The sequence below is a fragment of the Kribbella sp. C-35 genome (genome assembly GCF_046549195.1).
In the GTDB taxonomy this organism is placed as follows: domain Bacteria; phylum Actinomycetota; class Actinomycetes; order Propionibacteriales; family Kribbellaceae; genus Kribbella.
Window position 1 is genome coordinate 251,563 of sequence record NZ_JAJPWG010000003.1, and the last position, 25,601, is coordinate 277,163.

The window sequence follows — 25,601 nt, forward strand, 5'->3', positions numbered from 1 at the left end:
CCGTTTCATCGAGCGCTGTTCTTCAAGCGCCTTGGTGTGTAAACATCTTTCGACTTCACCTTGAACGACGGTCGGAGAGTGACATGAGAGTCTGGCGAGCCATGGGTGTTCTGGGCGTGACGGCGGGGCTGTTGATGGGCGGGCTGACCGGTACGGCGTCCGCCGCGGAGACGGACGGTCAGCAGACGTGTGCGCCGAACGCGTCCACGCCACTGCGGCAGTTCCGGGCGAGCTGGGTGGCGTCGGTGGTGAACATCGACTGGCCGTCGAAGACCGGGCTGAGTGCCGCGCAACAGCAGACCGAGCTGATCGGCTGGCTCGACGACGCGGTCCGGCAGAACCACAACGCGGTCATCCTCCAGGTTCGCCCGACCGCCGACGCCTTTTGGCCGTCCAAGGTCGAGCCCTGGTCGCAGTACCTGACTGGCACGCAGGGCGGCGACCCCGGCTACGACCCGCTGGCCTTCGCGGTCGCCGAGGCGCACAAGCGCAACCTCGAGCTGCACGCCTGGTTCAACCCGTACCGGCTGTCGATGGGCACGGACATCACCAAGCTTGTCCCGACGCACCCGGCGCGGCAGCACCCGGACTGGGTCGTCACGTACGGCGGGAAGCTCTACTACAACCCCGGCATCCCGGCCGCCCGCAAGCTGGTCGAGGACGCGATCATGGACGCGGTCTCGAACTACGACATCGACGGCGTGCACTTCGACGACTACTTCTACCCGTACCCGGTGGCCGGTCAGGTCTTCGACGACGCCGCGACGTACGCGCAGTACGGCGCCGGCTTCGACAACCTGCAGGACTGGCGGCGGAACAACATCGACCTGCTGATCCAGGAGCTGGGCCAGAAGATGCACGCGCTCAAGCCGTGGATCAAGTTCGGCATCTCGCCGTTCGCCGTCTGGCGGAACAAGGCGACCGACCCGGAGGGCACCGACACCACGGCCGGCGTCCAGACGTACGACGACCTCGCGGCGGACACCCGGAAGTGGGTCCGCGACGAGTGGATCGACTACATCGTCCCGCAGGTGTACTGGGCCGGCGGGTTCGCGCCGGCGGACTACAACAAGATCGTGCCGTGGTGGGCGGAGCAGGTCCGCGGTACGCACGTCCACCTCTACATCGGCGAGGCGACGTACAAGGTCGGTACGTCGACGCAGTCGCCGGACTGGTCGGACCCGGCCGAGCTGAGCGACCACCTGGCGTTCGACAGCACGATCCCCGAGGTGAAGGGCAATATCTTCTTCTCCGCGAAGGACGTTCGCGCGGACCGGCTCGGTGCGACCACGCTCCTCAACAACACCTGGTACACGCGGCCGGCGCTGATCCCGGCGATGCCCGCCCTCGACTCACGGGCGCCTCTCCCGGTGCACGCCGTCCACGCGTCGCGCACGAGTGACGGCGTACAGGTCAAGTGGTCCAGGACGTCGAAGGACACCACGTCATACGCGATCTACCGCCGGGAGCTCCGCAGCGGAGACCACTGCCCCGACAACGACGCCCGCAACCTACTAGCCACAGTCCGCTCCACCGGAGCCACCCAGTCCTACACAGACACCACGGCCACCCCCGGTACGGCGTACATCTACTCGGTGACCGCCCTGGACCGGCTCGCCAACCAGAGCATCCCGATCCCCGCAGTCACCATTCGCTGAGTCGCTACGGGCTCTTCAGGCCCGGCGTGGTGGTGAGCTGCGTCGGGACGGGGCCTGTGGGGAACGTCGGCGTGGTGCTGGTTGGCGGCGGGCTCGTGGGGAACGGCTGGGTCGACTGGCTGGGGAGCTGGGTGCCGGTTGGCAAGCTGGGGGTGCTCGACGGGGAGGTTGGTGTCGGGAAGCCTGGGGTTGGTGTGCCGGTGGGGGATGGCGTTCTGGTGGGGAACGGGTTTGCCGGGGGTGGTGGGTAGATCTGGTAGACGCGGACGGTTCCCAGCTGGAAGCGGAGTTCGGTGAGTTTGTCCAGGTTCTTCGGCGGGGCGCTGACGCGTTCGTCGAGCAGTAGCCATTGGACGCCGTACGTCGTGCGCAGTGTCTCGATCAGCTGGCGGGTCGGGTTGCTGAACACCTCGTCGTTCAGCCGCAGCTCGTCCTGGTTCCAGTACGGTCCCTGCACGCCCGCGGGATAGGTGTCGTCGACCCGTGCCTGGTAGGCCCAGCCCTCCACGAGGACGCGGCGTTCGGCGTACCCGGAGATCCAGTACGAACCCGTTTGGCAGTGCGACGTCCGCGGCTGGTGGCAGTGGATGTTCGTGGCGATCCGGTCGTTCGAGCCCGAGTTCCGCCGGATGAAGCGCGCCGCCTCGATCCCGCCCGGTGCGATCGACTCGTACGACGTCAGCGGCGGGTTCGCGAACCGCCGTACGGAGGCCACCGTCGGCGACACCGTCGTACCGACCAGCACCGCCACCGCGATCACAGCCCAGGTACGTCGGGAACCGCGCAGGACCAGCCCGAACACGCCGATCCCGAGCACCGCGATCACCAACGCAACCGCGAGCCCTTGCCCGAAGCAGTTGGTGTCCGTGCACGAACGAGGCGACCGTTCCCGGCCCCAGTAGATCGCCGCGACCCCGATCAGCACCGCGATCCCGGCGACCCAGTACTGCCGGCGTTCCAGCGACCCGAGCCCCCAGGTCGCGAGCAGTACGCCGAACATGAACCCGGTCCGCACGAAGAACAGTTGGGTGTCCCCACGATCGGCGAGCAACGATGCGCCCAGCACCGCAGCGACGAACCCGGCCACCAGGAACACCACCATCGGATCCCGCGCCACCCGCCGCTTGATCAGCAACGCGCCGACCACCGGCATGACCCACCCGACGACAACCACGACCGCAATCACGGTGACCGCGGATCCACCGCCCATCCGATCCGCGAGGCTCTCGAACGTCGCACCCGGATCGAACCGCACGCTCGACGCCGCGCCCCGCAGCACGAAGAAGAACGTCAACGTGTACGCCGCCGCGACGCCGACACCGAGCACCAGCGCACGCAGGTTCAGCCGGCCCCGACGAACCGTCAGATAGATCCAAGCAACCGCGAGCCCTGTCGCGTACACGGGCAACGTCGTCGCCTTCGTCAACGCCAACGCGGCAACCAGCACACCCGCGGCGACAAACAGCCGAAACAACTCACCCCGCGTCGTCCCCGCCCGCCGTCGCAACAGCAACGCCGTCACCGCGATCAACGGCAGCAACAGGACTGTCGAGAACGCCTGCGGCGGATTCGTCAGCCCACCGAGCGAGAACGGCCCGTCCGCGAACACCCGATCCGACACCGCCCACGGCCAAGCCACCAGGTCGCCACCGGCCACCACGAGCCCGGCAGCGATCGGAGCGGCGACCGCGCGGCCGGTCAGCAGCATCCCGACCGCAGCCGCACCCAGCACGGTCAGCAGGATCCAGGCGAACGGCACCATCCGGTGTGTCAGTACGTCGAGCGGCACGCTGGTGATCCAGTGCGTGGACGCGATGTGGTCGTACGCCGCCCAGTGGCTCGTCAGCCACCCGCCGTCGGCGTACGGGATCTTCGGCGGGAAGTGGTGCGTGACCTCGCCCGCCAGCGCGAGATTGTGCGGTGCGTCCGAGTTCGGCCGCAGTGCGTCCGATCCGTCGAGCGGGATGAGTTGCGAGCCGACCCGGACGAACCAGGCGGCCGCGATCCCGACCGCGACCATCAGGCCGGCCATCGACCACCACGGCGTCGGCCGCTCCGGCAGTTTGCGCCGCGGCAGCGCCCGCCACATCCCGAGCGCCAGCGCCGGCATCAGTAACGCCGCGAACGGCATCTTGAACAGCATCCCGATCGGGTAGAGCAGCGCCTCGACGGCGAGCCCGAACGCCGTACCCAGGATCACGTCCGCGGACAGCCAACCGACACCGCCGGTCAGCCGCCGCCAGAACATCGTGCCCGGTACGACGATCACGATCAGCAGATAGGCGAGGTATGCGGCCGGCATCCACGGCGGGTGCTCCTGCAACGCGACGAACCACGCCAGCGGCAGCACGGGCAAGCTCACCAGGGCCGCGGTCCGCTTGCCGCGCCCGGCCGCACGCCGCTTCCCCGGTCTGATCACCGGGGAAGTCTATGGGGCGGACGAGACCGGATCGGGGCCGGTGAGCCGTTTACCAACAGGGAGTTCACGTTTACACTCTGTAATCTCCCAGCCCCCGCAGCGTTCGGGAGGTTCGATGGTCGTGCAGCACATCGCCGGCCTGCCGGTGGAGGAGGTCCTGCTGGCGGCACTCGCCGCCGCGGGCCCGGTGATCGCCCTGATCGGCTGGGAGATCAGCAGCCGAATCAAGCGTCTGAAAGCCAGGGCACGTGGTCGTGGGAACGGACCGGACCCGGACACCGCCCCGTTGGGGGACGCTAGGCTTCGGACTTATGAGTTCGGTGGATCGGAGTCGGGTCAGGGAGTTGATGGGTGAGGTGATGACGGCCCAGGGCCGGTCATTGCCGGCCGAGGACACCGCGGACCTGCGCGAGATCGGGTTCCGATCGCTGGACTTCTCCGAGCTGGCCCTCCGGGTGGAGGACGAACTCGGCGACGAGCTGAACTTCGATGCCCCTGGGCTGCGCCGGATCGCGACGGTCGGCGACGTACTGGATTTCATCGAGCAACTCCAGTCGGCGTGAACACCCGGCGCCGCACCACCGCCTTGATCGGCGACGACAACACCGTCGTCGTCGCCGGCAAGCGCCTGACCTGGCGGACCCTGCACAAACTGCCGCAGCTGCCGTCGCCCGCGGCCGTCCTGGTCGACAACGGCGCCGACGCGCTCGCCGCCCTGCGCCACCATGCGGTGCACGGCACCGAGCTGCTGGTCGCGACCGAGTCCCGCGTCGACGAGCGCATGCGGGAGGAACTGGGCGAGTCGGGTTTCGCGATCGTCCTGCCCGATGGGGCAATCACTCTTCCGCGACTGAAGCGGGTCGAGGAGTCCGGCCGGGCCTGGCTGCTCACGTCCGGCTCCACCGGCCGCCCGAAGCGCATCGGCCACACCCTGGAGTCGCTGACCACCGTCACCGCAGACCAGCCCTCGCGCACCTGGCTGCTGCCGTACTCGCCCGGGACCTACGCCTGGTGGCAGGTCGTCACGCTCTCGCTGACCCAGGCCGATCAGGGCCTGGTCGTGATTGAGCCGGGCGAGCTGGAGGACTGGCCGAAGATCGCCACCGAGCACGGCGTCACGGCCGCGTCGGGTACGCCGACATTCTGGCGGCAGGCGATCTACCGCGACGCCGACGCGCTCGCCGGCGTACCGCTGGAGCAGATCACGCTCGGCGGCGAGCCCGTCGACCAGGCGATCCTCGACCAGCTCCGGGAGATCTTCCCGACGACGCGGATCTCCTGGATCTACGCGTCCTCGGAGGTCGGCGCCTCGATCGTGGTGCACGACGGCAAGGCCGGCTTCCCCAGGACCTGGCTGGATCGCGACCCGCACCCGGAACGCCCGGTCCTGAGCGTCGAGGACGACGAGCTCGTCATCCGCTCGCCGCACCACGGCGCCGGCCTGATCGGCGCGGTCCACACCGGCGACCGGATCGAGTACGACGGGGACCGGGTGCTGATCACCGGCCGCCTGGACACGGACGAGATCAACGTCGGCGGATCCAAGGTCTCGGCCGGCGTGGTCCGGAATGTGCTGATGGGCCACCCGGGGGTGTCCTGGGCACGGGTCTTCGCCCGCAAGGCGCCGCTGGTCGGCCGGATGGTCGTGGCCGAGGTGGTCCCGAACCGGTCGCTCGGCCCGCTCACGGACGCCGACCTGGTCCAGTGGTGTTCGACCCGGTTGCCGGACTACGGCGTACCGCGACGGATCAAGTTCCTCGACCAGATCCCGCAGAAGGAAACCCTGAAGAGCGATGTCTGAAGCCCCCAGTGTCGTCCCGCCGGCCTCGGTCGTGCTGGTGTCGGGCGGTTCCCGCGGTCTCGGTCTAGCGATCGTCACCGACCTGCTCGAGGCCGGTCTCAAGGTGGCCGCGTTCGCCCGTACCGTCACACCGGAGCTGACCGCGCTCGGCGAGAAATACCCGGAGCATCTGCACTACGGCTCGGTCGACGTCAATGACAGCGCTGCCGGGCAGGCCTTCGTCAAGGCCGTCGAGAGCACGCTCGGCCCGATCGATGCCTTGGTCAACAATGCTGCGATCGGCCAGGACTCGTTGCACGTCCACACCTCGGCCGACCATCTGGCCGAGATCATCCAGACGAACCTGACCTCGCCGCTGATCCTCACCCGGTTCGTCCTGCGCCGAATGCTCGCGAAGGGCCTGAAGGGCCGGATCGTCAACATCACCTCGATCTGCGCGCAACGCGGCTACCCCGGCCTCGTCGCGTACTCGGCCACCAAGGGCGGCATGGACGCGGCCACCCGTTCACTCGCTCGTGAACTCGGTGGCCGCATCCTCGCCAACGCCGTCGCGCCGGGCTTCTTCGCCTCGGAGATGTCCGCGGTCCTCGGCCAGACCCAGCTCGACCAGATCGTCCGCCGCACGCCGACCGGTCACCTGACCGAGCCGGAGGACGTACTTCCGGTCGTCCGCATGCTCCTCCTGGAGAACACGAACCTCAACGGCCAGGTGCTGGTCGTGGACGGCGCCGCCTCGATCTAGGGCTTGATGTTCTGGTTCCGGCGGAACACGTTGTCCGGGTCGTACTTCCGCTTGATCGCCACGAGGCGGTCGAACTTGTCCCCGTACGACGCCCGCAGCCGGGCCTCGTCCGCCTCGTAGAGGCCGTTCACGTAGCTTCCGATGTCGGGCGTGTATGGCTGCAGGGCGTCCCAGAACGTCCTTGTCCAAGCGCGCTCTGCCTCCAGCGCGTCCAGCGTCGGCGTCGTCGCGATGGCGAACAACACGTAGCGCTCGGACCGCTGCCCGCCGAACGCCGTGGCGTCGTCCGCCGTTTCGAGATAGCCCGTGTCGAGGTGGTAGAGGATAGTGACCGACAGGGGCGCCGTCTTCCGGGGGAAATGCTCCGTGATCACCTCGATCGCCCCGTCGGACAGCTCTTCGAGATACGCGCCCTTCTCGTAGTGATAGCTGCCCCAGGCGTTCGGCTCGTCGATCAACTGCTGAACCGCGACGTACGGCATCGGCGTGGCGAACTCGAACAGCGGTGGCAGAAGTCCACGGACCTGCGTCATCGCCTCGGCGTGCTGCTCGGGCGATCCGAAGCCAACGACCACGAGCGCGTACCCCGGCTTGAAGTGGTGCTCCGCCGGAACAAAGGGCGCCGGCGGCGCATTCACGCAGACGATCACCACGTTGACCTCGCGGGGCAGCGCCGGAATCAGTTCGCGCGCCGCCCGCAGCATTTCGGCGCCCTGCTCCAGACTCCAGAACGCCATGCCATAGTGAACGATCGGGCCTACCCGGTGCAGCCGGAACTCGAACTCGGTGACCACGCCGAAGTTGCCGCCTCCGCCCCGGACCGCCCAGAACAGGTCGGGATTCTCGTCCTCGGCGGCCCGCATGATGCTGCCGTCCGCCGTCACGATCTGGACCGACGCCAGGTTGTCGATGCTGAGCCCGTGCATCCTGGTCAGGAAGCCGATGCCGCCACCGAGCGTGAGGCCGCCGATACCTGTGTGGCTGACCATGCCCACGGGCACTGCGAGGCCATGCTCCTGGGCCGCGGCGTCGAGATCACCCAGCAGCGCGCCGCCGCCGGCCCGCGCCCGGCGCGTCTCGGGATCGACCGTTACCTGGTTCATGCGGCTCAGGTCGATCATCAGTCCGCCGTCCACCGACGCCAGACCGTGCGGGCTGTGCGCACCGCCGCGCACGGCGATCTCCAATCCCTCCGCGACCGCGTACCGGACTGCGACCTGGACGTCCGCGGCCGACCGTACCTGGGTGATCACCGCCGGCAATCGGTTGTGCTCGGAGTTCCATAGCCTCCGCGCCTCGTCGTAACCGTCCTCGCCCGGCGCGAGCACCGTCCCCTCCAGGGCCGCGCGTAACGCGTCGAATCCGGTTTCCGCAAGCTGAGTCATTGCTTCCCCTCCCCGATGTTTGTCGTCAGGCTAGGTGCCCGACCCCCTGTGGACAGCGGCCTTTCGTGCAGACCTTCGGGCCGCTGTCTCCAGTCAGACTCCTGAAGCAAGGGTTTGTCCACAAGGGAACGGATTCCCGTTTGGGCGGGAACTTCGCTCGGTGTCAGACTCGACGGCGTGAGTGACCAGGAAATCCTGCGATTGTTACCGATCACGGCGGCCGTCGTCGCTGTGCGTGACGATCGCGCCGACGCGCACCTGGCCCAGCTGGGTGCGTACGACGAGCGCGACCAGGCGCAGGTGGATCGCTGCGTGCAGGCGTTCCTCACCGGCCTGCTCCGCACCGCCTGGGAGCGTGGCTGGGCGCCGACCGATGTGGTCCAGCACGGCCGCCGCACGCTGGATGCCGGCGTCGAGCCGTTGCTGCTGGCCGCGATCTCGGCCGAACACCGCGGTTACCGGCCCGCCACCATCGATCCGCGCTGGCTCGGCCAACTGACAGATCTCGGCGTGCCGCAGCCCTTCACCGAGCTGAGCCTGACCGCTTGGGCGGCCGGTGCCCGCGTCGGCCGCTACCTGACGCTGCATCACGCCCTGTCCCTGGCCGGGTTCCTCCAGACCCTGCCGGTCCTGGCCCGGCTCTACCCCCTGCCTGGTACGACGGTCCGCCGCACGCAACCCGCCGTACCGGCGAACGGGAAGATGCTGGCGCGGATCCGCGGTCTGCTGGCGAAGGCGGAAGCGACCGAGTTCCCGGACGAGGCGGAAGCGCTGTCCGGTAAGGCGCAGGAGCTGATGGCGAAGTTCTCCTTGGACAGCGCCCTGGTGGAGGCGGAGGTCGAGATTCCGGATGATTCCGCGGGGCGCCGGCTGTGGGTCGAGACGCCGTACGTCTCGGCCAAGGCGCAGTTGGTCGGCGCGGTCGCCGCGGCGAATCGGTGCCGCACGGTCGTGATCGACGAGCTGGCCGTCGTCACCATCGTCGGTGCTGAGGTGGACCTGCAACACACCGAGATTCTCAGCACCTCCCTGCTGGTGCAGGCGAACCGAGCGATGCTTGCCGCCGGCAAACACATCGGCCACCGCGGTGAGTCCCGGACGCGATCGTTCCGGCAGTCGTTCCTGATGGCCTATGCGCAGCGGATCGGCGAGCGCTTGGAGCAGACCGCCGCGGCGACCCAGGCCGCCGTACCCGAAGCGGCTGCGGACCGTCTGCTGCCGGTGCTGGCCAAGCGCGAGGAGCAGGTGGACGCGTTGTTCACCCAGCTGTTCCCGAACACGACGACCCGGCGGACCCGCATCACCAACGGCGCCGGGTGGAACGCGGGCGTGACCGCCGCCGACCGGGCCCAGCTCGAGGCCCGCCGGCAGGTACGCCGGTGAAGATCGAGGAGACCGCGATCCCCGGCGTACGGCGGATCGAGCTGGAGGTGCAGCCGCACGACGACGGCTGGTTCAAGGAGAACTTCCACCGCGAGAAGCTGGCCGAACTCGGGATGGAGGTCGTCCAGCACAACGTCGCGTACTTCGAAGCGGCCGGGATCGTCCGCGGGATCCACGCGGAGCCCTGGGACAAGTACCTGTCGCCGTCGTCCGGGCGGGTGTTCGCCGCGATCGTCGACCTCCGCTCCGGCGACGGCTTCGGCCAGGTGGAGACGTTCGAGCTCGGTACGTCGGACGCGCTCTACGTGCCTCGTGGCGTCGGGAACTCGTTCTGCACGCTGACGCCGCACACGACGTACCACTTCCTGGTGAACGAGCACTGGACGCCGGAGCGGGTGGCCGTGGACCTGTTCGATCCGGAGCTGGCGATCGCGTGGCCCCTCGAGCAGCTCGAGTACACCGAGCGGGACGCCGGGAACCCTTCGCTGGCGGAGCTCAGGAGGCTCAGGAGGCAGCGGGCCTGAGCCCGCAGAGCACGATGTCGAGCAGGCGGTGAGCCTGCTCGGGCTCGATGTCGCGGCCCATGTTGATCCCGCCGACGAGCCGCATGACGTCCATCAGCTCCACGTCGGCGCGGACCTCACCGGTCGCCTTCGCCTTGTCCAGCAGGAGATGCCCGGCCTCCTGCACGTTCGCCTTGCAGATCTGGAAGAACGGCGATTCCTTGCCCAGTGCAACGGTCAGTTCGCTGGCCAGGCTGCCCTTGGACAGCCCGTATCCGAGGAAGCTGCGCAGCCACGCCTCCAGCGCCTCGAACGGCTCCAGCTCCCGGTCGAAGTCGTACGCACGGTCGCAGACGGACTGGATCTCGTCGACGTAGACCGCCTCGAGCAGCGCGGTCCGGCTGGGGAACCGACGGTACAGCGTGCCGATGCCGACGCCGGCCCGGCGGGCGATCTCCTCGAGTGAGGTGTCGGTGCCGTGCTTCGCGAACGTCTCCCGGGCGGCCGTCACCAGGCGGTCGTAGTTCCGGGCCGCGTCCGCACGGGTCGGACGTGCGCACGGCAAGGGTTGTGGCGCCATCCAGCCTCCTCGCAGCGTTCGCAACAATATAGCTTGCAAAGCGGAGGACGCCTCCGTATTGTATCCGGAGGAGCGCTCCGCTTTTCTGTCTCAACTGTAACCCCTCAGGGGTAAGGAGCAATATGTCGGCAACATCCACGGCGCCAGGCGCCGGCTCCGGCGCGCCTGCCCGGCGTCCGGGGGTAGTTCTCGCGGTCATCCTGGTCACCCAGTTGATGGTCATTCTCGACGCCACCGTCGTGAACATCGCCATGCCTCACATCCAGCAGGCCCTGCACTTCAGCCCGTCCAGCCTGTCCTGGGTGCAGAACGCCTACGCGCTCGCGTTCGGCGGTCTGCTCCTGCTCGGCGCCCGCGCCGGTGACCTGCTCGGTCGGCGCCGGGTCTTTCTCACCGGCGTCAGCGTCTTCACGATCGCCTCACTGCTCGGCGGCCTCGCGCCGAACGCCGAGCTGCTGCTCGCCGCCCGCGTTCTGCAGGGCATCGGCGGTGCGATCGCGGCGCCGGCGGCCCTGACCCTGCTGATGCTCACGTACCGCGAAGGTCCGGAGCGGATGAAGGCGCTCGGCTACTACAGCCTGATTTCGTCCGGTGGCGGCAGCGTCGGCCTGGTGCTCGGCGGCATGCTGACCGACTGGGCGTCGTGGCGCTGGGGTCTGTTCATCAACGTGCCGATCGGTATCGCGCTGGTCGTCACGGCCCGCCAGGTGCTGACCGAGACCGAGCCCGAGACCGGCCGGTTCGACGTGGCCGGCGCGGTCACCTCGACGCTCGGCATCACGGCCCTCGTCTACGGCTTCATCCGGGTGGCCGAGGCCGGCTGGACCTCCGCCGAGGTCCTGGTCTCGTTCGCGGCCGGCGTCGTACTGCTGGTCTCGTTCGTGCTGATCGAGCGCCGGGTCAGTCACCCGATCGTGCCGCTGCGGCTGTTCCGGTCGCCGGTGCGTGCGGCGTCGTACCTGACCATGCTGCTGATCGTCGGGACGATGTTCGGGATGTTCTTCTTCCTGACGCAGTACCTGCAGGGAGTGCTCGGGCTCAAGCCGTTCGCGGCCGGCCTCGCCTTCCTGCCGTTGACCGGTCTGCTCTTCGCCCAGTCGCGCCTCGTACCGCGGCTGCTCAGCCGGATCGACGGCGCGAAGCTGATGCTGGCCGGATCGACACTGGTCACGCTCGGCACGATCTGGCTGACGCAACTGGATGCCCGGAGCACCTATCTGGCCGACGTGGTCGGACCGCTGGTGCTGTTCGGGGCGGGCGCCGGGATGGTCTTCATCCCGCTCGTCAGCCGGGCGATCTCGGGCGTCGCGCCGGAGGACTCGGGTGCGGCGTCCGGCATGCTGAACGTGGTCCAGCAGGTCGGCGGCGCGCTCGGCCTGGGCATCCTGGTCACGATCTTCGGTACGGCGAGCCGCAACTCGACGTCGACGATCCCCCGGGAGGTTCTGGTCGACGGCGTGCACGCCGCGTTCGTCGGATCGCTGGTCTACGCAGCGGTGAGCCTGGCGATGATCGTCTTCACGGTCCGGCCGTGGAAGTGGTTCCGCAGCGCGCCGGAGCCGGTCGAGGCCCCGGTCGTCGTGGACTCACACGTCTGACGGGATGGGTAGCGCGTAGCTGGTGAATTGGTTGTGAGTGGTGAAACCGAGGTTCTCGTACAGGCCGAGCGCACCGGTCGGGTTGTCGGCGTCCACGCCGAGCGCAGCCCGCTGGTAGCCGGCCTGTGCGGCCTCGGCCAGCACCTTCGCGATCGTCCCGCGGGCCAGACCACGGCCGCGGTACGCGCGCCGCGTGCCGACCTGTCCGATGTACAGCTCGCGGATCCCGGTCACCTCGGTGTCCGCCTCCCACTCGTAGCCGTTGACGTACGCCGCGACGGTCTCACCGTCCAGCACCAGGTACGACTGCCCGCCGCGGAACGCCCGCGATCCGACGTTCCGGGACCGCCAGAGCTCCGGAGTCGGCGGCGTCCAGCCCCAGTGGTCGGAGAAGGCCTCGAAGTGGGCCAGCCGCAGTGCCTCCTCGTACGCCGGGTCGTACGACGTCAGCCGCAGCCCGTCGGCGATCGCCGCCTCGGGCACCGGCTGGTCGAGCGGCCGCCGCATGTCGAAGAAGAACCGCTCGGCCTTGAAGCCCAGGCTCTCCAGCAAGCTGGTCGCGCTGACGTTGTTACTGGCCGCGCCGACGCCGACCTGGCCGGGAAAGTCCGGGTGGGTGGCGGCGTGCAGTTCGCCGGCGCGCTGGATCAGCCAGTGCATCAGCGTCGTACCCAGGCCGCGCCGGCGCCACTCCGGGTGGATGGTGCCCCCGACGTGCACCCGGTCGACGTCGACCACGGACGGCGCGACGTGCGCCATGCCGTAGCCGATCATCCGGCCGTCGGCCCACAGGGTGATGCTGTTCCTGGGCAGGTCGAGATTCGGGCGGTCCAGCTGTTCGGCGAGATCCTCCGCGCTGAAGTTCTCGCCCTCCTGGTCGACCTTCTCCTGGGCGGCCGTCAACGCCGCCCACGCCTCGACGTCGCCCTTCTCCATCGGGCGCGCCGTGATCCCCTCCGGCCAATTCATGGCTTGAAGGTACGACGTTCGCGCTGCGACGGCACGTCAATTAGTTAGTTGCTCCGCCAGCCACCGCACCGCCATCGGGTAGCGGTACTCGATGCCGCCGTGGGTGCCCTCGAACAGCTCGAAGTGGATCCGCTCGTCCGCGAGACCGGCTTCCCGCGCGGCACGGTGGAACGCGGTGGCGCCGAGGTCCAGGTAGTACTCGTCCTGCCGGCCCGCGTCGATCCACACCGCGCGCAGCGATCGCAGCGCGTCGGCGTACCGCGGCTCCTTCACCATCTCGACCGGGTCGCGGGACAGCCAGCGCGCCCAGATGTCCGGGACGATCGCGCCGAGGTCGTCGAACGGCAGGAGCACGGTGCCGTCGGGTTCAGCGGAGTACGCCGACGCGTAGCCGTACATCTCCAGCAGGTGCAGGTCCTCGTTGGTGGTCCGCCCGGTCTTGGTTGCGAGCACCTCGAAGTACTTCTCGTAGCTGCCGTCGTACTTGTCCCGCAGCGTCCGCGCGCGCTCCGGGAACTCCGGCCGGTAGCAGACGTCGAAGAGCGCGTCACCGGCGTGCGTCGCGAGCGCCCCGAACACGTCCGGCCGCAGCAGCGGCGTCACCATGGCGGTGTAGCCGCCACTCGACTTGCCGGTGACCGCACGGTGATCGCGGTCCGGGACGGTCCGGTACGTCGCGTCGACCCACGGCACGATCTCGTCGCAGAGGTACGACTGGTACTGCCCGGTCCCGGGGGAGTCGAGGCACTGGCTGCCGCCGTACCTCGTCCACGAGTCGACGAACACCACGACGGCCCGCGGCACGCTCTCGTCCTGGAACATCGCGTCGAGCAGCTCCGGGTACGGCTGCCGGAACGGGACCCGGTTGAACCACATGCCGACGTGGCCGGTGTAGCCCATCGTCACGTAGATCGACGGGTACCGCTCGGCGGCGTTGTCTGGTTCGTCGTACCCCGGCGGCAGGTACACCAGCACCGGCCGCTCGTGCGGATCGCCCAGCGGGTTCCCGCGGAGCAACTCACTTGTGTACGTCGTCTGGTCCAGGCGTCCCATGAACTCGGCCGACCACGGCAGCATTCGTCCTCCAGTGACTCACATCGCGTCAGGGGCCTCGATCCCCAGCAGGCCGAGTCCATCCTGCAACACCTTCCGTGTCGCCGTGCAGAGGGCGATCCGGCTTGCTCTGGTCGCGCCCTCGCTGCTCAGCACCGGGCACTGCTCGTAAAAGACGGAGAGCGCGGACGCGACGTCGTACAGGTAGGTGCAGAGTTTGTGCGGCTGGAGCGTCTCGGCGACCTGCTCGACGGTCGTGGCGAACCCGGTGAGGAGGAGGGCGAGCCGCTGCTCAGCCGGGTCTTTCAGCTCGGTGAGCTCACCTGGTGTCCCTGCTTTGGAGAGCAGTCTGGTGAGCCGGGCGTGCGCGTACTGAAGGTACGGGCCGGTGTTGCCGGTCATCGCGACCATCCGGTCCAGGTCGAACACGTAGTCATTGCCCCGGTCGCTCGACAGATCGGCGTACTTGACCGCACCGATCCCCACAGCGCGAGCGGTCGCGGCCCGGTCGACACCCTCCCGGCCGGCCAGCAGCGCGTCGGCCCGGGCGACCGCGCTCTCCAGCAGGTCGACGAGCTTGACGGTGCCGCCTTCTCTTGTTTTGAAGGGCTTTCCGTTCGGACCGAGTACGGTGCCGAACGAGACGTGTTCCGCCGGCACGGCTGCCGGGAGCCAGCCGGCGGTCCGCGCGAGCGTGAAGATCATGTCGAAGTGCAGGGCCTGCCGGTGGTCCACGACGTACACGATCCGGTCCGTGTGCAACGTGCTCACCCGATGCCGTACGGCGGCGAGGTCGGTCGCGCTGTAACCGAACCCGCCGTCGGACTTCCGCACGATCACCGGCAGCGGATCGCCGTCGCGGCCGAGGAATCCTGGCAGGAACGCGCACATCGCTCCATCGGATTCGGTCAGCAGGCCCTGGGCGTCCAGCTCGGCCACGACCCGCGGCAGGTCGTCGTTGTATGCACTCTCGCCGACCACGTCTTGTCTGGTCAGCGCCGATCCGAGCAGCGCGTACACCTCGTCGAAGTCGTCCAGTGACACGTCGACCATGTGCCGCCACATCGCCCGCGTCTCCGGATCACCCGACTGCAACGCGACGACCCGCAGTCGCGCCTTGTCCGCAAAGGTGCCATCGGCATCGAAATGCTTCCGGCTCCGCTCGTAGAGCCGCTGCAATCCCTCCAGATCAAGGGATTCCGCGGCGATTCCTTCCTCGAGCAGCTGCTCGATCATCATCCCGTACTGCGTGCCCCAGTCGCCGACATGGTTCTGCCGAATCACGTCATACCCGGCGAACGCGAGCACGTTGCACAACGCGTCGCCGATCACCGTCGACCGGAGATGGCCGACGTGCATCTGCTTCGCGACATTGGGCTGCGAGTAGTCGACGACGACCCGCCGGCCGTTGCTGGTAAAGGTTTCCGGCTCGTTGACGGTCTTGGCGAGTGTGGATGGCAGCAGCGTCAGGTTGATGAACCCAGGTCCAGCGATGGATGGCTGCTCGCACAGGTCGTCGAGCTGCAGCGCGGCGACCAGGCGTGCGGCGACGTCCCGCGGCGGCAGGCCGAGAACGTTGCCGATCCGGAGCGCGAGATTGCTCTGGTAGTGGCCGAACTCCGGTTTGGTGCTCGACCGCAGCTCGGGATCGTACGACGTGCCGAAGGCGGCAGCGGCGGCAGCGGACAGTCTGGCGGACAGGACAAGCAGAACTGCGGACATGACGAGGTCCTTCGATGAGACGCGACTGGAACAGGCTGAGGTGTTCAGACAGTGCGTCGTCGTCGCAGGCTGAAGCGCACGCGCCGGGCGTGGACAGGCTTCAGGCTGATCGACATGTCAGCCATTATGCACGAAGTACGCCGACGGCGCCGGTGACCGTTCGGCCGGCGGCGCGATCGCGGGTACGTCGGTCTCGCCCAGGAACACCCGTCGTACGACGCGTTCTGCCGCGCGCCCGTCGTCGAACTCGCAGAACTTCTCCCGGTACAGGTGCCGGTGCTTGGCCGCCTCGGGCGCGGCGAACGTGCCGTTCCGGAGCGCGGCGTACAACTCCTCCGCGGACCACGCCACGACGCCCGGCGAGAACTCGGCGACGTCGAAGTACGTGCTACACCGGCTGTTCTGGTCCAGATGCAGCAGGATCGGCCGGTCGAGGTTGGCGTAGTCGAAGGTGATCGACGAGTAGTCCGAGATCAGTACGTCGGCCGCGAGCATCAGGTCCTCGATCCGCGGATGCTGCGACGCGACCAGGACGCGGGCGTGCTCGCCGGCGGCGGCCGTCAGTTCGCGCAGGTCGACCCGGTCGGGGAGCGTCGGCGCGTACAGGATCACCAGGTGCGAGTCGTCGTACCCGAACCTGGCCCGGATCGCCCGGACCTCGTCGAGCGTCGCCGTCAGGAGCCGGTCGTTGCGCGGGTAGCCGTACTCGAGCTCCTCGAAGTACGACGGGTAGGTGCGCTCCCAGATTTCCGACGAGTACCGGTTCGAGGACAGGTTGAAGTCCCAGCGGTCGACCTCGCGCAGCACCTCGTCCCTGTCCTCGTCAGGGAGGGTCACGGTCTTCAGCGGCGTACCGTGCTGGGTCTGCAGGTGGATCTGGCCCTCGCGCTTGTCCAGGCTCTTCGGCCAGTTCATGTTGCTGACGAAGTACGTCGCCTTACCGAGCAGCTTCTCGTACGCCGGGGAGTCCGCGACGACGTACTCGACGCCCTCCGGGATCGCCCCGACGTGCTCGTTGTCGACGACCCAGACCCCGCGCAGGTGCGGCGCCAGCTCGGCCGCCTGCTCGTAGATCGCGCGCGGGTTGCAGGCGTACTGCTTGAACCAGTACGCGGCGTACGCGACCAGGTTCGGGTCGAGCTTGCTGCGCCGCAGCAGCTTGCCGACCGTCTTGCGTGGACTCGGGACCTGCAGCATCCGGGCGCTCAGCTTGAGCGTCGAGTAGGTCGCGTAGTCGTCGTGGATCAGCAGCCAGCGCTTGAACCCGCGGGCGGTCCGGTCGGCGCCGTACCCCTCCGGCTTCCAGCGCTTGGCGAAGGCATGTGCCGCGTGGAAGAAGTCGGCCCGGTCGTCGGTGTCGATCCGCTCGGGCTTCGCGAGGACGGCGAGGATGTGGTCCAGCGACCGGTCGAACGCGAACCGGCGCCAGCCCGCCAGTTCGGGGTCGGACTGGATGAACGCGTGCACCCGGTCGTACTGGTCGAAGATGTCCCACTGCCGGCGGCCGCTGGTGGCGTGGATGTTGCCGCCGGTCCGGTGCTGCCGGTAGTGCACGACGATCCGGTCCAGGGTGGCGATCCGCTCCGCGGTCAGCATCGTCGAGTAGGTCCAGGGCGCGTCCTCGTAGAAGCCGCTCGTGAACGCGAAGCCGTGCCGGGTCAGGAACTGGCGGCGGTAGGCCTTGTTCCAGACGACCTCCAGGAAGGTCAGGAAGATCGGCCGCTCGGCCGCCGTGAACACCCCGGCGCCCTCGCGCGCGAACGCGTCGTGCCGCTGGCTGCCCAGCACCCGGCCGTCCCAGAAGATCCGCTCGTAGTCGAACAGCACGATGTCCGGCTGCCGTGCGTTGTCGATCCTGGTCGCGATCGCCTGCAGTGAGCCGGGCAGGTATTCGTCGTCGGCGTCCAGGAACAGCACGTACTCGCCGCGGCACTCCTTCAGGCCGGCGTTCCGGGCCAGTCCGAGGCCGACGTTCTCGTCCAGGTGCAGCGCCCGGACCCGCGCGTCGGCGGCGGCGTACTCGTCCAGGATCCGGCCGGAGCCGTCCGGGTCCGCGTCGTCCACCCCGATCACCTCGAAGTCGGTGAACGACTGCCCGAGCACCGAGTCCAGACACGGCCGCAGCCAGGCCCGCGAGGCATGGCAGGGGACCACGATGCTGAACCTGGGGACGGTGCCGAGCGCCATGCCTAGTCATCCTAGGGTGCAGCTATGAGTACTGATGTGTTCGAGCCACTGGCCGGTCTCGAGGGGGTCGCGTCGGCGGCACGGGCGGCCCGGGACGCGGTCGACGTACTGCTCCGGGATCGCGGGCTGCGCCGGGTCGGTTCGGACATGACCGCCGAGGCCCTGCTGCGGGGCGCGCACGCCTCCGCGGCGCTGGCCGGCAGCACCAGCACGCCGGACGACGTACGCCGGGGCTCCGCCGACGGACTGGCCTCCGGCGCGGTCCGGATGACCAGTGAGCTGATGGCGCTCGCGCCGCAGGTGGACAAGGCGCCGGTGCAGGTCTGGACCAGACTGCACCAGTTGGCCGCGGCGGATCTGGTGGCGGAGGACCAGTTAGGCCATCTCCGGACCAGTGCGGAACCCGTGCCGGACGACATCCCGGGGCTGCCGCCGGCGCCCGGCGCCGACGAGATGTGGGAGCGGCTGAGCGCCCTCGCGCAGAACCTGACCCGCCCGACCAAGGCGCCCGGTCTCGTCGTCGCGGCGATCGTCCACGCCGAGCTCGCCGTACTCCGGCCGTTCCCGGCGGCCAACGGACTCGTGGCCCGGGCCGCCGAGCGCCTGCTGTTGGTTGCCCGGGGCATCGACCCGGTGGCGGTCACGGTACCGGAGGGTGGTCACTATGTGTTGCGGGCGACCTATGCGTCCGGCCTCACCGACTACACAGCGCGAGGATTGACCGGGGTTCGTGATTGGTTGCTGCGGTCCTGCGAGGCCGTGACAAAAGGTGCCGAGCTCTCGCCGCTGGCTTCCTGACTGCCCACTTGACGATGCCGGCCTGAACGTGCGGACGGCGCTCTCGAGTGAGAACGCCGTCGCTGGCACGTAGCCCCGGTTACCATGCGTGCACCGGTTTGCCGCCACAGGACTGGCCTGGGTCGCGCTGCCCGTTTGGGATGGGCTCGTCGCCGCGTGGGTGCCGGGGTGCCGTGCAATTTCTACCCGGATCCGAAGATCCTTCGTGGTTCCTTTGTACTCCTGAAACCCCTTTCTGGGAAGGGGATGCGGAGGCCTTCATGGAGTTGAGAACAATGAAGCCAGCTTCAGGTTTCAGCTCGTCCGGGACCTTCGGCGGGAGGCCAGCAGCAGCGCCCCGGCGGCGATCGCCGCGACCAGGCCGGCCGCCAGCGCGGGCCGTCGTACGGCGGGGAAACCTGCCCGCTCGGCCGGCTCCGCGAACTCCAGGACCGGCCAGCCGCGCTCGACCGCGACCCGGCGCAACGCTTTGTCCGGGTTGACCGCGAACGGGTGGCCGACGGCGGCCAGCAGCGGCTCGTCGGTGATCGAATCCGAGTACCCGTAGGAGCTTGCGAGGTCGTAGCCCTCGGTCGCGGCCAGGGCCTCGATCGCGGTCACCTTGTGTGGACCGTACGCGTACTCGGCGATCTCGCCGGTGTACTTGCCGTCAGCAACAACCATCCGGGTGGCGATCACCCGGTCGGCGCCGAGCATCGCGCCGATCGGCTCCACCACCTCGGCGCCGGACGACGACACGATCACGACGTCCCGGCCGGCCGCGTGGTGCTGCTCGATCAGCTCGACCGCCTCGATGTGGATCATCGGACGGACGATGTGGTCCAGCGTGTCAGCGACGATCGCCTTCACCGTCGAGACGTCCCAGCCGGTGCACATTGCGGAGATGTACTCCCGCATCCGCTCCATCTGGTCGTGGTCCGCGCCGCCGAGCAGGTAGACGAACTGGGCGTAGGCGCTGCGCAGTACGGTCCGGCGGTTGATCAGGCCGCCGGCGTAGAACGGCCGCGAGAACGCCAGCGTGCTCGAGCGGGCCAGAATGGTCTTGTCCAGATCGAAGAAAGCCGCCGATCGAGCCGGTCCGGGGTGCGCCATGGAGTCGAGGATAGGCAGCCGGGAGAAACGCCGGGGGACCCGGGCTTTTGCGTGGGCCGGTATCCCGTTAGACTGATAGGCAGTGTGACAGTGACACTGGCTGGAAGCGCCCGATCGGGTGCGGCTGGCACCCGGGCGACAGACTTTCGGTTGAAATTCAACTGAGATGTGTGGAACCTGGTCTCAGGGGGTACATACCCCCTGACAGTGGCAGACTGTCGCCTCCTGAACGGCCCCCGGCTCCTCCCCCCGAGCCCGTGGCCGAAGACGGCCCCCGGTCACCCCCCCGCCGGGGGCCGTCGCCTTTCTCCCGTCAGCCAAGTAAGCGTAAAGATTCTCGCTTTTCTGCGCGTGGGAGCGTTCTCACTTTATGTAGGGTCTTGACAATGTAATTGAGCAGTCACAGGTTGTAAGGCATGAAACCGCCTGCACACCGCCCCCAGGCAGCGGTCGTCATCAGCCTGCTCGCCGTCGTCATGGCCTTCCTGGTCCCCGGTTCGGCCTCCGCGGCCGCCAATCTCGTCACGAACGCCGGCTTCGAGTCCGGCACGCTCTCCGGCTGGTCGTGTCCGGCCGGCGGCGTCACGACGTCCGCGCCGCACTCCGGCTCGTACGCCCTGTCGGCGGCGCCGAGCGGCAGTGACATCGCCAAGTGCTCCCAGTCGATAGCGGTCCAGCCCAATACGGCGTACACGCTGTCGGCCTGGGTGAAGGGATCGAACGTCTACCTCGGTGTCGACGGTGGTCCATCGACGTGGACGACCAGTTCCGGCTGGAGCCAGTTGACCGTGCCGTTCACCTCCACGGGCTCCTCCGTGACGATCTACGCGCACAGTTGGTACGCGCTCCCGGCGTACCAGGTCGACGACGTCGTACTGGACGGACCTGGCGGGACGCAGGACACCACGCCGCCGTCGACCCCGGGCGGTCTTACTGTCGGCAGCCCGACGTCCTCCTCGCTGAAGCTCACTTGGTCGGCCGCGTCCGACGCGAACGGGATCGACCACTACGACGTCGTACGGGGGACCGGGGCCGCGCAGAGCGTCGGCAACGTGACCAGCTGGACCGCTACGGGTCTTTCGGCTGCTACGACGTACTCGTTCAAGGTTCGGGCGTGTGACCCCAGTGGCAATTGCTCGCCGTACAGCGCGGCTGTGTCGGGCACCACGTCCGACGGCGGTACCAACCCGCCGGTCGGCAGCCTGCCCGCCCATGTGCTCACCGGGTACTGGCAGAACTTCAACAACGGTGCGACGGTGCAGAAGATCTCCGACGTGCCGGCGGCGTACGACCTGATCGCGGTGGCCTTCGCGGACGCCGACGCGTCGAAGCCGGGCGGCATCACGTTCAACCTGGACAGTGCCGGGCTCGGCGGGTACACGGTCGCGCAGTTCAAGGCGGACATCGCGGCGAAGCAGGCGGCCGGAAAGAAGGTCATCCTCTCCGTCGGCGGTCAGAACGGCACCATCTCGGTCGCGGACCCGACGGCGGCGTCCAACTTCGCGTCGAGTGCTCTCTCGGTGCTGCGCGAATACGGGTTCGACGGGATCGACATCGACCTGGAGAACGGGGTCAACGCGCAGTACATGGGTCAGGCGCTGCGGAGCCTGCAGAGCCAGTTCGGCAGCGGCCTGGTGATCACCATGGCGCCGCAGACGATCGACATGCAGAGCACGTCGTTCGAGTACTTCAAGCTCGCACTGGCGATCAAGGACATCCTGACCATCGTCAACGTGCAGTACTACAACTCGGGCTCGATGAACGGCTGCGACGGCCAGGTGTACTCACAGGGCTCGGTCGACTTCATCACCGCGCAGGCCTGCATCATGCTGCAGGGCGGCCTGCGGCCCGACCAGGTCGGGCTCGGCCTGCCGGCGTCGTCGCAAGCGGCCGGGAGCGGGTACGTGTCGCCGGCTGTGGTCAACAACGCGCTGGACTGCCTGACCAAGGGCACCGGGTGCGGGAACTACAAGCCGAGCACCCCATGGCCAGCGCTGCGCGGTGCGATGACCTGGTCGACCAACTGGGACGCGTCGAACGGCAACCAGTTCGCGACCCAGGTCGGCGGCCACGTCCACTCACTGCCCTGATCATGCACAACTATCGACCGGCTCCGCTGCTGGAGGCGCTCGGTGTCTGCTCGGAGGACGAGCAGCTCTACCGGGCGCTTCTGGCCCGCCCGGAGTCCACAGCGACCTCTCTGGCTTTGTCGGTGGACTGGCCGGCCAATCGCGTCGGTCGGCACCTCAGGTCACTCCTCTCGCTCGGCCTGGCGTCCCGGACGCCAGGCCGGCCGGCCCGCTACCTGCCCGCCGTACCGGAAGCTGCTGTCGAACTGCTGGCACTGCGGAAGCAGGCGGCGATCGTGGAGGCCCGACTGGGTGCTGCGGCGCTGACGGCTGAGTTCAGACAGCCGGACGCGTTCACGGTGATCCGTGGCGCCGAGGCGATCGCCCAGCGGTTCTACCAGGCGCAGCAGTGCGCACAGGACGAAGTACTCGTGCTGGACCGGCTGCTCGTGGAGCCGCGTCGTACGCCTGGGGTGACCTACCGGACGATCTACGACATGGCATCGCTGTCCGAGCCTGGCGATCTGGTTGCCGCCCGATCGTCAGGCTGCTGCCGCATGCTGCGCGATGTACCTCTGAAGTTGGTCATCGTTGACCGCCGCACCGCGCTCCTGCCGACCGGTGTCGATGTCGTCGTGGAGCTAGGCCCGTCGAGCCTCCTGGAGGCCCTCCTGCGCCTGTTCGAGCTGCTGTGGCAACAGGCCAGCCCGCTGACCCCGTCAGTCTCCGAAGGCCCGTTGAGCGCCGAAGACCAGCAGCTACTGTGCCTGGCCGCCGCCGGACTGACAGACCAAGCCATCGCCCGCCGCCTGGGCGTGGCCCAACGAACCGTGGAACGCCGAATGCAACGCATCCTCAAAGCCCTGGACGCCACCACCCGCTTCCAAGCCGGCCTCCGCGCCGGACAGCAGGGGCTCCTCGTCTAGCCGCTCTTTTTGCCTGGTTCAGTCGGTTACGTCCGCCACGGTGGCGCTCAGGGCCTTCGTCAGGGCCTCGGCGTCCACCGTGATCCCCACCCCATGATCCCCACCGCCGATCGAGATGGTGCCGGTGATCCGCTCGTCCGCGATCACCGGCCAGTCGCGCGTGCTCCCCAGCGGCGTGATCGTCCCGCGGACGTAGCCGGTGACGTCGAACGCGGTGTCCTTGTCGGGCATCGAGATCCGGTTCACGCCGAGCAGCGTCCGCAACTTCGGCCACGCGATCTCGCGGTCGCCCGGCACCAGGACGAAGCGGTAGTCGTCGTCCGACAGCCGCACCACGATCGTCTTGATCAGCCGCGCCGGCTCGATTCCGCGCGCCGCAGCGGCCTCCTCCAGCGAGTTCACCCGGCCGTGCCTGGTCACCTCGTAGGTGAGTCCCAACTGGTCAGCCGCTTCGGTCGCTTTCGTCACCTGGCTAGTTTTGCACCCGGCTGGGAACGTTCCGGAGCAGGACCGCGAGGATCAAGGTGACGAGGAACAGCACGCCGGCCTCTCCGGCAACACCGGTCCACTCGGCGCGGCTCCACGCCGTACCCGCTAGCCCTCCGAAGACCGAGGACCCCAGGTAGAACGAGAAGAGGTACATGCTCGACGCCTGGCCGGTCCCGACACCGCTTGCATGCGCCCGGGCCGGTACCCAACCGCTGGCGACACCGTGCACCGCGAAGAAGCCCGCGGTCATCACAGCCAGCCCCAGCACGATCAGCGGCAACGGAGCAGCCAGTGTGATCGCCACACCGGCCAGCGTGATCAGACACCCGACCGGCACCACGGCCCGCCGCCCGTAGCGATCTGCGAGCGTCCCCGCCGTAGCCGACCCGGCTGACCCGAGGAGATAGACACAGAAGACCAGTCCGGCCGCGCCGGCGCTCAGCTCGTACGGCGAACCGGACAGCCGGAAGACTGCCCCGTTGTAGACAGCCACGAACGCGCCGACCGCTGTCGCAGCGATCCCGTACAGCGCGAGCAGCGCCGGGTCACGCAGTACACGGAACAGGTCGTGTGGTCGCGCGGCGCTGGGGTGGAAGTTCCGCGACGCAGGCAGCAACAGCCAGACGACAGCCGCGCACAGTACGCCGACCACGGCGATCCCGGCGGTCGCGAACCGCCACCCGCCGACGTCCGACAACCCGCCTGCGATGAGGCGGCCCGCCATACCGCCGACCGCCGTACCCGCGATGTAGAGGCCGCTGGCTCGCGCGTGGCTGTCCTGGTGCACCTCCTCGCGCAGGTACGCCATGGCGACCGCCGGCAGCCCGGCCATCGCGATGCCTTGCAGACCGCGCAGCGCGAGCAGCAGGTGCCACGTCGGCGCGAAGGCACTGAGCAGCGCGAACACCGACGTCGCAGCGACCGACCAGCGCATCAGATTGGTCCGGCCGAGCACCTCGGACGCCGGACCGGCGATCAGCAGCGCCAGACCGAGACCGAAGGTCGCGAACGACACGCTGAACGCGCTCTGGCTGGGCGAGACGTGGAACGCGTCGACCAACTGAGGCAGCAGCGGCTGCGTGCTGTAGAGGAGAGCGAACGTCGCCAGGCCGGCGGCGAACAGTGCGACGGACAGCTTGCGGTACTCCGGGTCTCCGGGCAGGTACCCGGTCTGGCGGGCGACGGACTGGTGCATGTCTTCGACGGTCGCACGGCATTTGCGATACGTAAAATGTCGATCTCAGCAGAAATCGATACGCTTCTCGTATGCATGTCGAGGATCTGCGGTGGTTCGTCGTCCTCGCGGAGACCGAGCACCTCACCGAGGCGGCCGCCGTACTGGGGACCAGTCAGCCGAATCTGTCCCGGTCGCTGCAGCGGGTCGAGCGGGCGTTCGGGGTGCCGCTGTTCGAGCGGGAGCGTCGCGGCGTACGGCTGAATCCGTACGGCCGGCTGGTGCTGGACGCGGCGCGGGCAGGGACTGCGGCGATGGACACGGCGAAGCGGCGGATCGACGCGTTGCTCGACCCGGAGTCCGGCACGGTGCGGCTCGCGTTCCTGCACTCGGTCGCGACCAGCCTGCTGCCGGACCTGTTGAAGGCCTTCCGTGCGGTGGCGCCGAACATCGGGTTCGCGCTGCGGCAGGAGCCGGCGCACGACATCGTCCAGGACCTGGAGACCGGTGAGGCCGAGATCGCGATCATTGCGCCCCGGCCGGATCCCGCACGCTTCGGTTGGCACCTGCTCGAGCGGCAGCGGCTGTATCTCCACGTGCCGCCCGGGCACGCGTTGGCCTCCCGGCGCCGGGTCGAGCTGGAGGCGGCCCAGGACGAGGCGTTCGTCGGTCTGCAGCCCGGGTTCGGCTTCCGGCGGGTGACAGACCGGCTGTGCCAGGAGGCGGGGTTCAGTCCGCGGCTGGCATTCGAGGCGACCGACCTCGCGACGATCGACAGCCTGGTCGGCGCGGGCCTCGGTGTGGCGATCCTGCCGGCCGGTGCGGTCCGTGGGAACGACAGCGGCGCGGTGTCCGTCCCGCTGGCCGGCGTACGGGCCCGGAGGGAGATCGGTATGGCGTGGCGGCTGAGCATGCCGCTGACGCCCGCGGCCGAGCGGTTCCGGACGTTCGTCCGATCGCGTCCGGTGACGACCAGTTGACTGGATTGGCAACGTCTTAGGTAGCGTTCGTCCCAATTTCGCGGTGTCGACTTGCACCGAGAGGGCTTTCCCC

At 68.6% G+C, this 25,601-nt stretch carries 21 protein-coding genes; 11 read left to right on the forward strand and 10 right to left on the reverse strand.

Annotation, left to right across the window (positions count from 1 at the left end; all coding sequences use genetic code 11):
• The first annotated feature begins 83 nt into the window (after positions 1-83).
• The gene (locus ACLJOO_RS21225) at positions 84-1,658 is read left to right on the forward strand and encodes a glycoside hydrolase family 10 protein (RefSeq protein ID WP_410788962.1); all 1,575 of its coding nucleotides are present in this window, start codon (positions 84-86) and stop codon (positions 1,656-1,658) included.
• A gap of 4 nt (positions 1,659-1,662) precedes the next feature.
• Here the strand turns inward: ACLJOO_RS21225 and ACLJOO_RS21230 are convergent, their stop codons facing one another.
• Positions 1,663-4,077: a hypothetical protein gene (locus tag ACLJOO_RS21230; RefSeq protein WP_410788964.1), complete on the reverse strand. Its 2,415-nt coding sequence runs from the start codon at positions 4,075-4,077 to the stop codon at positions 1,663-1,665.
• Between the two features lie 311 nt (positions 4,078-4,388).
• Here ACLJOO_RS21230 and ACLJOO_RS21235 point away from each other — a divergent pair, with 311 nt between their 5' ends.
• Genes ACLJOO_RS21235 through ACLJOO_RS21245 form a run of 3 tightly spaced genes read left to right on the forward strand, consistent with a single transcriptional unit; the run spans position 4,389 to position 6,620 of the window.
• Entirely contained in the window at positions 4,389-4,640 is a 252-nt protein-coding gene (locus ACLJOO_RS21235; protein ID WP_131292949.1) for a phosphopantetheine-binding protein, read from the forward strand.
• The gene (locus ACLJOO_RS21240; protein ID WP_410788966.1) at positions 4,637-5,878 is read left to right on the forward strand and encodes an AMP-binding protein; all 1,242 of its coding nucleotides are present in this window, start codon (positions 4,637-4,639) and stop codon (positions 5,876-5,878) included. Before ACLJOO_RS21235 ends, ACLJOO_RS21240 begins: the two co-directional genes overlap by 4 nt.
• Positions 5,871-6,620, forward strand: coding sequence for an SDR family NAD(P)-dependent oxidoreductase (locus ACLJOO_RS21245; protein ID WP_410788968.1), 750 nt, complete (start codon positions 5,871-5,873; stop codon positions 6,618-6,620). Before ACLJOO_RS21240 ends, ACLJOO_RS21245 begins: the two co-directional genes overlap by 8 nt.
• Here ACLJOO_RS21245 and ACLJOO_RS21250 read toward each other — a convergent pair.
• Complete coding sequence (locus ACLJOO_RS21250; RefSeq protein ID WP_410788969.1) at positions 6,617-8,005, reverse strand: FAD-binding oxidoreductase; 1,389 nt, start codon at positions 8,003-8,005, stop codon at positions 6,617-6,619. The two genes, ACLJOO_RS21245 and ACLJOO_RS21250, sit on opposite strands and share 4 nt — an antisense overlap.
• Positions 8,006-8,182: 177 nt before the next feature.
• Here ACLJOO_RS21250 and ACLJOO_RS21255 point away from each other — a divergent pair, with 177 nt between their 5' ends.
• Both ACLJOO_RS21255 and ACLJOO_RS21260 read left to right on the forward strand, forming a co-directional pair.
• Positions 8,183-9,388 carry a DUF2786 domain-containing protein gene (locus tag ACLJOO_RS21255; RefSeq protein WP_410788970.1) on the forward strand — a complete coding sequence of 402 codons (1,206 nt, stop codon included), beginning with the start codon at positions 8,183-8,185 and terminating at the stop codon, positions 9,386-9,388.
• Positions 9,385-9,912 (forward strand): dTDP-4-dehydrorhamnose 3,5-epimerase family protein, encoded by a 528-nt coding sequence (locus tag ACLJOO_RS21260; protein WP_410788972.1) that lies wholly within the window; start codon positions 9,385-9,387, stop codon positions 9,910-9,912. Before ACLJOO_RS21255 ends, ACLJOO_RS21260 begins: the two co-directional genes overlap by 4 nt.
• On the opposite strand, the gene ACLJOO_RS21265 is transcribed toward ACLJOO_RS21260, so the two are convergent.
• Positions 9,893-10,471 (reverse strand): TetR/AcrR family transcriptional regulator, encoded by a 579-nt coding sequence (locus ACLJOO_RS21265; protein WP_410788974.1) that lies wholly within the window; start codon positions 10,469-10,471, stop codon positions 9,893-9,895. The two genes, ACLJOO_RS21260 and ACLJOO_RS21265, sit on opposite strands and share 20 nt — an antisense overlap.
• A 122-nt stretch (positions 10,472-10,593) precedes the next feature.
• Here ACLJOO_RS21265 and ACLJOO_RS21270 point away from each other — a divergent pair, with 122 nt between their 5' ends.
• Positions 10,594-12,069 (forward strand): MFS transporter, encoded by a 1,476-nt coding sequence (locus ACLJOO_RS21270; RefSeq protein WP_410788976.1) that lies wholly within the window; start codon positions 10,594-10,596, stop codon positions 12,067-12,069.
• Here ACLJOO_RS21270 and ACLJOO_RS21275 read toward each other — a convergent pair.
• The 4 genes from ACLJOO_RS21275 to ACLJOO_RS21290 form a co-directional block, all read right to left on the reverse strand.
• Positions 12,058-13,038: a GNAT family N-acetyltransferase gene (locus tag ACLJOO_RS21275; protein ID WP_410788977.1), complete on the reverse strand. Its 981-nt coding sequence runs from the start codon at positions 13,036-13,038 to the stop codon at positions 12,058-12,060. The genes ACLJOO_RS21270 and ACLJOO_RS21275 overlap by 12 nt on opposite strands.
• Before the next feature lie 36 nt (positions 13,039-13,074).
• Positions 13,075-14,115 carry an alpha/beta hydrolase-fold protein gene (locus ACLJOO_RS21280; protein ID WP_410788979.1) on the reverse strand — a complete coding sequence of 347 codons (1,041 nt, stop codon included), beginning with the start codon at positions 14,113-14,115 and terminating at the stop codon, positions 13,075-13,077.
• 15 nt (positions 14,116-14,130) lie between these two features.
• The gene (argS, locus tag ACLJOO_RS21285) at positions 14,131-15,813 is read right to left on the reverse strand and encodes an arginine--tRNA ligase (protein WP_410788981.1); all 1,683 of its coding nucleotides are present in this window, start codon (positions 15,811-15,813) and stop codon (positions 14,131-14,133) included.
• 117 nt (positions 15,814-15,930) lie between these two features.
• On the reverse strand, positions 15,931-18,000 hold the full coding sequence (locus ACLJOO_RS21290) for a CDP-glycerol glycerophosphotransferase family protein (RefSeq protein WP_410788983.1): 2,070 nt from the start codon (positions 17,998-18,000) through the stop codon (positions 15,931-15,933).
• A gap of 24 nt (positions 18,001-18,024) precedes the next feature.
• Between ACLJOO_RS21290 and ACLJOO_RS21295 the strand changes: the two genes are divergently transcribed.
• Complete coding sequence (locus ACLJOO_RS21295) at positions 18,025-18,798, forward strand: Fic family protein (protein ID WP_410788985.1); 774 nt, start codon at positions 18,025-18,027, stop codon at positions 18,796-18,798.
• A gap of 294 nt (positions 18,799-19,092) precedes the next feature.
• On the opposite strand, the gene ACLJOO_RS21300 is transcribed toward ACLJOO_RS21295, so the two are convergent.
• Positions 19,093-19,890, reverse strand: a complete 798-nt coding sequence (locus tag ACLJOO_RS21300; protein ID WP_410788987.1) for an HAD family hydrolase — start codon at positions 19,888-19,890, stop codon at positions 19,093-19,095.
• A 416-nt stretch (positions 19,891-20,306) separates the two neighbouring features.
• On the opposite strand from ACLJOO_RS21300, the gene ACLJOO_RS21305 reads away from it, so the two are divergent.
• Positions 20,307-21,980: a chitinase gene (locus ACLJOO_RS21305; protein ID WP_410788989.1), complete on the forward strand. Its 1,674-nt coding sequence runs from the start codon at positions 20,307-20,309 to the stop codon at positions 21,978-21,980.
• Positions 21,981-21,982: 2 nt separating this feature from the next.
• The gene (locus ACLJOO_RS21310; protein ID WP_410788991.1) at positions 21,983-22,885 is read left to right on the forward strand and encodes a helix-turn-helix domain-containing protein; all 903 of its coding nucleotides are present in this window, start codon (positions 21,983-21,985) and stop codon (positions 22,883-22,885) included.
• A gap of 18 nt (positions 22,886-22,903) precedes the next feature.
• Here ACLJOO_RS21310 and ACLJOO_RS21315 read toward each other — a convergent pair whose 3' ends face one another.
• Both ACLJOO_RS21315 and ACLJOO_RS21320 read right to left on the reverse strand, forming a co-directional pair.
• Positions 22,904-23,353: an aminoacyl-tRNA deacylase gene (locus ACLJOO_RS21315; protein ID WP_410788992.1), complete on the reverse strand. Its 450-nt coding sequence runs from the start codon at positions 23,351-23,353 to the stop codon at positions 22,904-22,906.
• 4 nt (positions 23,354-23,357) lie between these two features.
• Complete coding sequence (locus ACLJOO_RS21320) at positions 23,358-24,569, reverse strand: MFS transporter (protein WP_410788993.1); 1,212 nt, start codon at positions 24,567-24,569, stop codon at positions 23,358-23,360.
• Positions 24,570-24,640: 71 nt separating this feature from the next.
• On the opposite strand from ACLJOO_RS21320, the gene ACLJOO_RS21325 reads away from it, so the two are divergent.
• Positions 24,641-25,528, forward strand: coding sequence for a LysR family transcriptional regulator (locus ACLJOO_RS21325; protein ID WP_410788994.1), 888 nt, complete (start codon positions 24,641-24,643; stop codon positions 25,526-25,528).
• Positions 25,529-25,601: the final 73 nt, after the last annotated feature.